Below are 8,570 nucleotides of genomic sequence, written 5' to 3' on the forward strand. Positions count from 1 at the left end.
GGTCTTGCGTTTCCGACTCTATCAGACCTTTTCCGATCCGATTTCCTCGGTGCTTTCCAGGTTCCCGCTCTCGCGTTTCCCTTTCCGGCGCTTCCGACTCTACCAGATCCTTTCGGATCCGATTCCCAGTCAGAGGGGTTTGTCTTCGCGGCCGTTGGGCCGTTCCGACGTCTCAAACCTTAGCGGATCCTCCCGGCAGTTCCTAATCGAGCTGCCGGACCCAAATCGAATGGAATTCGGGCACGCCGAATTCCACCCCGTTGGGAGATCGTGCTGGTGGTTTGTGGTGCCGCTGATGCGGCGGAGGTGCTACCGAAGAACCGTTACGGCTCCGTGGCAACCCGAAGAACTTTACGGATCGAGCAGGGCACTGTCAAGCATCGCCTGTCAAGATCTTTTGTGGCGGCATCAGTCCAGGTCGGTGAGACGCCCGCCAGCGTCCGGCTGGGCGTGCTCCACCCTGCGCAGCAGGCGGGTGAGGACCTCGCCGAGGGCGGTGCGGTCCTCCTGTGACAGGTCCTGGAGCAGGTCCTCTTCGAAGACCGTGGCGAGGCGCATCGCCTCCAGCCACTTCTCGCGACCCTCCGCGGTGAGCTCGACGATCACGCGGACGCGGTTGGACTCGTCGCGCTCCCTGGTGACCAGGCCCTCGGTGACCATGCGGTCGATCCGGTGGGTCATCGCGGCCGGCGTGAGGCCGAGGCGCTTGGCGAGGTCGCTGGGCCCCATGCGGTAGGGGGCGCCGGAGAGGACGAGCGCCTTGAGGACCTCCCACTCGGCGTTGCTGATGCCGAGAGCGGCGGTCTGGCGGCCGTAGGCGACGTTCATACGGCGGTTCAGGCGGGACAGCGCCGAGACGATCTGCTCGACCTGGGGGTCGAGGTCCTGGAACTCGCGCTGGTAGGCGGCGATCTGCTCTTCGAGGGTCGGCTCGCTGAGGCCGCCGGGGGTGTCGCCCATGGGGCGCAGTATGGCACGGGCCTGCTTGGCGTTGAAGTCCTTCGATGTGTACTGTTTAGGATCTAACTTTAGCTTCGAAGTCTTCAGTCCTAACTACTGAGGGCTCTCAACTATCTCGAGAGAGGTGAACGTGACCAGGGCGATGGGCGCAGCGATGCGCCGGATCCACGTGGGCAACGCACTCAGCACATTCGGGCTCGGCTTCACCGTCCCCTATCTGTACGTCTATGTGGCGCAGGTACGGGGGCTGGGTGCCGTGACGGCGGGGCTCGTCCTCGCCGTCTTCGCCGTGGCGGCGCTGATCGTGCTTCCGTTCGCCGGGCGGGCCATCGTCCGGCGGGGCCCGCTGCCGGTGCTGCTCGCCGCTCTGGTCACCGCCGCGCTGGGGGCTCTGAGCCTGGGGCTCGCGAGCAACGCGACGACCGTGTTGCTGTCCGCGGCCGCGCTCGGAGCCGGGCAGGCCGTGATGCAGCCGGCGCTGGCGACGATGATCGTGGACTGCTCGACCGCCGACACGCGCTCGCGGGCCTTCGCGACGCAGTTCTTCCTGCAGAACCTGGGGCTCGGCGTCGGCGGGCTCATCGGTGGTCACCTCGTCGACACCACGCGCGTCTCGTCCTTCACGTTGCTGTTCGCGATCGAGGCGGCGATGTTCCTGCTGCTGGCCGTGGTGATGACGACCGTGCGGACGCCGCACTCGCCGCGCATCGAGGACGCGCCGGGGCGATCGGGTTCGGTCAAGGGCAGCTGGAGGCAGCTGCTGGGAAACCGGGCCATGGTGCAGCTGTGCGTACTGGGCTTCGTACTGTTCTTCGCCTGTTATGGGCAGTTCGAGTCGGGCCTGAGCGCCTACGGCGTGGAGGCCGCCGGGATCTCGACGTCCGCCCTCGGTACGGCTCTGGCGGCGAACACCGCGATGATCGTGGTCGCGCAGTTCGCCGTACTGAGGTTCGTCGAGCGGCGGAAGCGGTCGCGGGTGATCGCGGGCGTCGGGCTGATCTGGGCCGTCGCATGGGTGACGGCGGGATACGCGGGGCTCGGGCATGGCAGCCAGGAGATGGCGACCGCCGCGTTCGTGTCGACGTACGCGCTGTTCGGACTGGGTGAGGCGATGCTGTCGCCGACCGTCGCCCCGTTGGTCGCGGATCTTGCGCCGGAGGGAATGGCGGGGCAGTACAACTCCGCGTTCGCCCTGGTGAAGCAGCTTGCGTTGGCCGTAGGGCCGGCGGTGGGCGGGCCCATGGGGGCGTCGCTGCACATGCCGTACATCGTGATGTTCCTGCTGTTCTCGCTGGGGATCACGGTCCTGGCGGTGCGGTTGGGGCGTCAGCTGACGCCCGCGCAGGATCAGCCGTGGCGGGCGAGGAGCCGGGTGGTGGCCCAGGGCGGCCCGACTCCGGCGGACCAGGCCCGGGCACGCGCCTGAGCCTCACCGCTCTACCGGCCGAGCCGGGCAGCCCCGTTCACTTCGCACCCCCGGGCAACCCGAACTCGCACCACACCGCCTTCCCGCCCCCCGGCGTCCGACGGGACCCCCAGGCCGAGGCGATCGTCGCCACGATGGCGATGCCTCGGCCGGACTCGTCGCCGGGTTCGGCGCGGCGCCGGCGAGGGAGGTGGTCGTCGCCGTCCGTGACCTCGACGATCAGGCGACGGTCGGTGCGGCGCAGCCGCAGCCGCATCGGGGGCGTGCCGTGTTGCAGGGAGTTCGCGACGAGTTCGCTCACGGCCAGGACGCCCAGGTCGTGCAGCTCCACCGGGAAGCGCCAGCTGGTCAGGACGCCGGAGGCGAACGCACGCGCGCGTGGGGCCGCTTCCACGCCGCCGAGGAGCTCCAGGGCGGCGTTGCGGAAGAGCTCGCTGTCGGGGCCCGTGTGGGCGGGGTGCTGGAGGACCAGGACCGCCACGTCGTCGTCGTGCTCCGCCGTCACCCCGGCTGCGCGGACGAGGCGGTCGCAGACCACCTGGGGAGTGCCGGTCGCTCCGGACAGGGCTCGCTCCAGCGAGGCGATGCCCTCGTCCAGGTCCTCGTTGCGGCGCTCCACCAGACCGTCCGTGTAGAGGACGGCCGTGGAGCCGGGTCCCAGGGCGATCGAGCCCGAGGTGTGCATCCAGCCGCCGGTGCCGAGGGGCGGGCCGGTCGGTTCGTCCGCGCGCTGGACCACACCGCTCTCGTCGCGGACCAGGATGGGCAGGTGGCCGGCCGAGGCATAGACCAGCCGGCCCTCGTTCGGGTCGTGGATGGCGTACACGCAGGTGGCGATCTGGTTGGCGTCGATCTCCATGGCGAGGCCGTCCAGGAGCTGCAGGATCTCGTGCGGGGGGAGGTCGAGACGGGCGTACGCCCTGACCGCCGTACGGAGTTGGCCCATGACCGCCGCCGCGCGCACTCCTCGGCCCATCACGTCGCCGATGACGAGGGCCGTGCGGCCGCCGCCGAGGGTGATCACGTCGTACCAGTCGCCGCCGACGGCGGCTTCCGTGCCGCCGGGCTGGTAGGTGGCGGCGATGCGGAGGTCGTCCGGTTGTTCGAGCTCCTGCGGGAGCAGGGAGCGCTGGAGGGTCACGGCTGTTTCGCGCTGGCGGCGTTCGCTGGCTCTGAGGCGTTCGGCGGCCTCGGCGTGGTCGGTGACGTCCGTGGCGAATACGAGGACGGCTCCGCCTGGGCCGCCGCCTTCCGTCACCGGGGTGCAGGTGAAGGTGTACGAGCGGCCGTCCGGGGCCTTGCGGGACTTGATCGTGCGCGGTTTGCCGCTGCGCAGGACCTGGTCCAGGAGCGGGAACAGGCCAAGTTCGTCCAGCTCCGGGAGGGCCTGGCGGACCGGGTCGCCGGTGGGGCGGGGGCCGAAGGCGGTGACGTAGGCGTCGTTGACGTAGGCGAGGCGGTGGTCGGGGCCGTGGACGAGGGCGACCAGGGCGGGGACGCGGTCGAGGACCTCGCGCACCGGGAGTTCGTCGACGGCGGGCACGGGTGGTGCCTCGCCGGTGAGTTGTTCGGCGCGGGCCGCGGGTACCGAGCCCGTGCCGTCCGACCGCAGGTCCGAGGTGACCTGGTGGTCGGTCCGCGCTGCGGCGCGGCGCTGCGTTCCGGGGAGCCGGGCGCTCCAGCGCGTGAAGTTCACGAATCCTTGCCTCGTGTCGTCGTCTGCGGCGTGTTCTGCCGGCGCCGGACCCGGTCGGGGGTCTGGGGGATGGCACCCCGGGGTTGCAGCACTGGGGAAAGCCTCGTGGGTTCGAAGGGCGGGGTCGGTCCGTCCAAGGTCGGGGACCAGTCTGGCAGGGCGGCCGCCCGGGTCGGCATCCGTCAGACGCCTACCCCGCGGCCGGAGTTCCTCGGTCCGGTCAGGACGACCCCTTCGGGTCGTTCATCGGGTCCTGAGGAGGCTTTCCACCGGCCGCGAGTTCGAACTCCGCTCGGGGATGTTCGAGCGATCCGAGGGAGACGATCTCCCTCTTGAAGAGTCCTGACAAGGTCCACTCGGCCAGGACGCGGGCCTTGCGGTTGAAGGTGGGCACCCTGTTGAGGTGGTAGACGCGGTGCATGAACCAGGCAGGGTAGCCCTTCAGCTTGCGTCCGTAGACGTGCGCGACACCTTTGTGCAGCCCCAGGGAGGCGACCGAGCCGACGTACTTGTGGGAGTACGTCTGGAGGGGCTCGCCACGCAGGGAGTGCGCGATGTTGTCGCCGAGGACCTTCGCCTGGCGGAGCGCGTGCTGGGCGTTGGGCGCCGTCTCCTTGCCGGGTTCCGCCGTGACGTCGGGGACGGCGGCGGCGTCTCCGGCCGCCCACGCGTGCGGGGCGCCCTCGATCGTCAGCTGGGGGGTGCATTTCAGCCGACCGCGTTCGTTCAGCGGGAGGTCGGACGCGGCGAGGAGCGGGTGGGGTTTGACTCCGGCCGTCCAGACGACCGTACGCGTGGGGAAGCGGGCGCCGTCGCTGAGGACGGCGACGCGGTCCGCGCAGGATTCCAGGCGGGTGTTCAGGCGTACGTCGATGTTGCGGCGGCGCAGTTCGGTGACCGTGTAGCGGCCCATCTCCTCGCCGACCTCGGGCAGGATGCGGTCCGAGGCCTCGACGAGGATCCACTTCATGTCGTCGGGCTGGAGGTTGTGGTAGTAGCGCGCGGTGTAGCGGGCCATGTCCTCCAGCTCGCCGAGCGCCTCGACGCCGGCGTAGCCGCCGCCCACGAAGACGAAGGTGAGGGCCGCGTCGCGGACGGCTGGGTCGCGGGTGGAGGACGCGATGTCCATCTGCTCGATGACGTGGTTGCGCAGGCCGATGGCCTCCTCGACGGTCTTGAAGCCGATGCCGTGCTCGGCGAGACCGGGGACGGGCAGGGTGCGCGAGATCGAGCCGGGGGCGAGGACCAGTTCCTCGTACGTCAGCTGCTGCGCGCCCGTGCCCTCCTCGTCGGTGGCGAGGGTGGTGAGGGCGGCGGTGCGTTTGGCGTGGTCGATGGAGGTGACCTCGCCGATGACGACCCGGCAGCGGTCCAGGACGCGGCGCAGCGGTACGACGACATGGCGGGGGGAGATGGAACCGGCGGCCGCCTCGGGGAGGAACGGCTGATAGGTCATGTACGGCTCGGGTGTGACGACAGTGATCTCGACGTCGCCCCGAGCGAGTTCCCGTTTCAGCGTCTGTTGCAGACGCAGGGCCGTGTACATCCCGACGTATCCGCCGCCGACAACGAGAATGCGCGCACGTTCCTTCACCATCCCATGACGCACCCGGCGCTTGCGTTTGTCCACAGGCTCGACAATTTGTGTGACCGCGAGCCGGGGGCGCGCGGGGTTGGCCGAATCGCCGGAGTGCGGGGAAGGACCGCAGGTCAGCGGGTGTACGCCGGGCGGCGGGAAGGGGTGCATTCGGGACGTATACGACCCGTACTCCGATCGGGGGGCGCTCCCTGCGGAACGTGCCCCTTCTGAATTGACCCCCACTCAACTATGTTCGTGTGTCGACGGGGTGTAGGGGGATGCGCCTTCGGGTCCGCGACGGGCGGGTCCGGGAAGCGGGCCTGTTCCGTTCGCTCCGGCTTTCAATGGCGGGGAGAGTCTCCGGGGGGAGACGTCATTACCGGGGGATCACTTATGCATGTTCAGGACTCTCATTGGTCGTCCGCGTCTGCCATCGCACCCGGTGGCGGGGCGATGGGCGGCTCGTTGGGCTCGGCGATGAGCGCGGCGGGCAACGGACGCGCGGACGGCGCGCGTACGACGCCGCTGCGCGTGGACGCACAGCGCAATCTGGAGCACGTACTGCGCGCGGCGCGCGAGGTCTTCGGCGAGCTGGGGTACGGCGCGCCGATGGAGGACGTGGCGCGGCGGGCGCGGGTCGGCGTCGGCACGGTGTACCGGCGCTTCCCGAGCAAGGACGTCCTGGTGCGGCGGATAGCCGAGGAGGAGACCTCCCGGCTGACCGACCAGGCGCGTGCGGCGCTCGGTCAGGAGGACGAGCCGTGGTCGGCGCTGTCGCGCTTCCTGCGGACGTCGGTGGCCTCGGGCGCCGGGCGGCTGCTGCCGCCGCAGGTGCTGCGGGTCGGCGTGGCGGACGAGGGTTCGCCGGACGAAGCGCGGGTGCCGCAGCAGCGGACGCAGCCGGGTGCCGGGGAGCTGCGGCTGGTGCCGGGGCCGTCCCCGGTGCTCCCCGCGGACGACGACACGGGGGCGGCGGCGCTGCTCGAGGTCGTGGGCCGGCTCGTGGACCGGGCGCGGGCGGCGGGCGAGCTGCGGGCCGACGTGTCGGTGTCGGACGTCCTGCTGGTGATCGCCACGGCGGCGCCCTCGCTGCCGGACGCGGCGCAGCAGGCGGCGGCCTCGGCTCGGCTGCTGGACATCCTGCTGGAGGGGTTGCGGTCGCGGCCGGTGTGAGGACGCTCGTCCTCCGGTGACCCGTGACTCGAACAGGTGACGGTGAGGCGTGGGTGCTGCGGCGCCCTCGCCTCGATCACCGCCCGGGAATTCACCGGGCATTTGGGGCATTTCCCCCAACTCTCGCTCCGGGAGCGTCGATTGACGCCTTCCCCGTGCGGGTGAGGGCTAGTACTGCATTGCGGGAAGTCCCCACGGACGAGTGGACGGTCCGCACTCCGGGGTCCTGAACAAAAGCCAATATGGCACTCTGACCCGGTGTTCGGGACTGGTTGGGCAGGCGGCGGGGGCTTTCCGCAATGAGCTTTGACGGGCGGGACGGGTCACTCGGTGACGACGACGCGGAGACCGGCGGCGCGGCCTCACCGCACGTGCCGAGCCAGGGGGGACGGGCCGGCATCCCCCGCGGCGGCGAGCCGACGGCGGCCGAGCCCTTGGGGGCCGCCATCCCTGCGCAGGCCGGCGAGCCCGTCGAGGGCAGCGTGCCGACGCAGCGCGACCGACGCGAGGACAGTGGCACCCTGCCACCTCCGAGGGCGCTGCAGCCGTCCGACGCCGACCTGATCGAGCGGATGCGTTCGGGCGACGACACCGCCTACGAGGCGCTCTACCGGCGCCACGCGGACGCGGTGCGCCGGTACGCCCGCACCTGCTGCCGCGACGGCCACACCGCCGACGATCTCACCGCCGAGGTCTTCGCCCGCATGCTCCAGGCGGTGCGCGGCGGCTCCGGCCCCGAGCACGCCGTACGCGCGTATCTGCTCACCACCGTGCGACGGGTCGCCGCCGGCTGGACGAGGTCGGCGAAACGGGAGCAACTGGTCGACGACTTCGCGGTGTTCGCCGCCCAGTCCGCGCGGGTCACCGAGGTGTCCGACGACGACACACTGGGCCTGGGCGCCGATGCGCGGGCGATGCACGAGGCCGAGCAGTCGATGGCCATGCAGGCCTTCCGGTCGCTGCCCGAGCGGTGGCAGGCCGTGCTGTGGCACACCGAGGTCGAGGACGAGTCGCCGAGCGACGTCGCCATGCTCTTCGGGCTCGACGCCAACGGCACGCGCGTGCTCGCCAGCCGGGCCCGCGAGGGCCTCAAGCAGGCCTACCTCCAGGCCCACGTCAGCGCCTCCCTCGCCAGTGACGAGGAGTGCGCGCGCTACGCCGACCGGCTCGGCGCGTACGCCCGGGGCGGCCTGCGCACCCGCGCCGAGCGGGGCCTGCGCAAGCACCTGGAGGAGTGCGCCAGGTGCCGGCTGGCCGCGGGCCAGATCAAGGAAGTCGCCGGCGGCATCCCCGCCGTCGTGCCGGTCGCGGTCATCGGCTGGTTCGGAGCCGCCGGGTACGCCAAGGTGGTCGGGCTCGTCGCCGGCGGTGCCGGGGCGGGCGCGGCCGGTGCCGCAGGGGCGACAGGGGCGGCGAGCGGCGGCTCGTCCGGCGGGGCGGGCGCCGGTGGCGCCGCGACGGCCTCCGAGGGGCTGGGCGCGCCCGTGAAGGCCGGTATCGCGGCCGGTGTGGTGGCCGTGGCGGCCGCCGCGGTGGCGCTCGCGCTGATCGGCGACGACAGTCCGGCCAAGACCCCGGACGCCAAGCCGCCCGCGTCGTCCCCGGTGCTCGACCCCGCGCGGAACACGCCCGCGCCGCCGAAGAAGGAACCCCAGCCGGTGCCTCCGGTGATCGCGCCCGCGCCCACCCCGACTCCCACCCCGACGCCGACGCCCACCCCCACTCCGACCCCCAAC

6 protein-coding genes are annotated in these 8,570 nt (G+C 71.4%); 3 read left to right on the top strand and 3 right to left on the bottom strand.

Features of this window, described 5'->3' with window-relative positions; genetic code table 11:
* Positions 1–408: 408 nt before the first annotated feature.
* Entirely contained in the window at positions 409–960 is a 552-nt protein-coding gene (locus tag ADK57_RS09540; RefSeq protein ID WP_053748943.1) for a MarR family winged helix-turn-helix transcriptional regulator, read from the bottom strand.
* A gap of 142 nt (positions 961–1,102) precedes the next feature.
* On the opposite strand from ADK57_RS09540, the gene ADK57_RS09545 reads away from it, so the two are divergent.
* The gene (locus ADK57_RS09545; RefSeq protein WP_053748944.1) at positions 1,103–2,386 is read left to right on the top strand and encodes an MFS transporter; all 1,284 of its coding nucleotides are present in this window, start codon (positions 1,103–1,105) and stop codon (positions 2,384–2,386) included.
* A 37-nt stretch (positions 2,387–2,423) separates the two neighbouring features.
* On the opposite strand, the gene ADK57_RS09550 is transcribed toward ADK57_RS09545, so the two are convergent.
* Positions 2,424–4,082, bottom strand: a complete 1,659-nt coding sequence (locus ADK57_RS09550; protein ID WP_053748945.1) for a SpoIIE family protein phosphatase — start codon at positions 4,080–4,082, stop codon at positions 2,424–2,426.
* A 220-nt stretch (positions 4,083–4,302) separates the two neighbouring features.
* Entirely contained in the window at positions 4,303–5,679 is a 1,377-nt protein-coding gene (locus tag ADK57_RS09555) for an NAD(P)/FAD-dependent oxidoreductase (protein WP_053748946.1), read from the bottom strand.
* A gap of 375 nt (positions 5,680–6,054) precedes the next feature.
* Between ADK57_RS09555 and ADK57_RS09560 the strand changes: the two genes are divergently transcribed.
* Complete coding sequence (locus tag ADK57_RS09560) at positions 6,055–6,834, top strand: TetR/AcrR family transcriptional regulator (protein WP_078973040.1); 780 nt, start codon at positions 6,055–6,057, stop codon at positions 6,832–6,834.
* Between the two features lie 299 nt (positions 6,835–7,133).
* Positions 7,134–8,570 (top strand): sigma-70 family RNA polymerase sigma factor (locus ADK57_RS09565; RefSeq protein WP_053748948.1); only part of this gene is annotated, 1,437 nt, incomplete at its 3' end.

Source organism: Streptomyces sp. MMG1533 (genome assembly GCF_001279775.1).
In the GTDB taxonomy this organism is placed as follows: Bacteria; Actinomycetota; Actinomycetes; order Streptomycetales; family Streptomycetaceae; genus Streptomyces.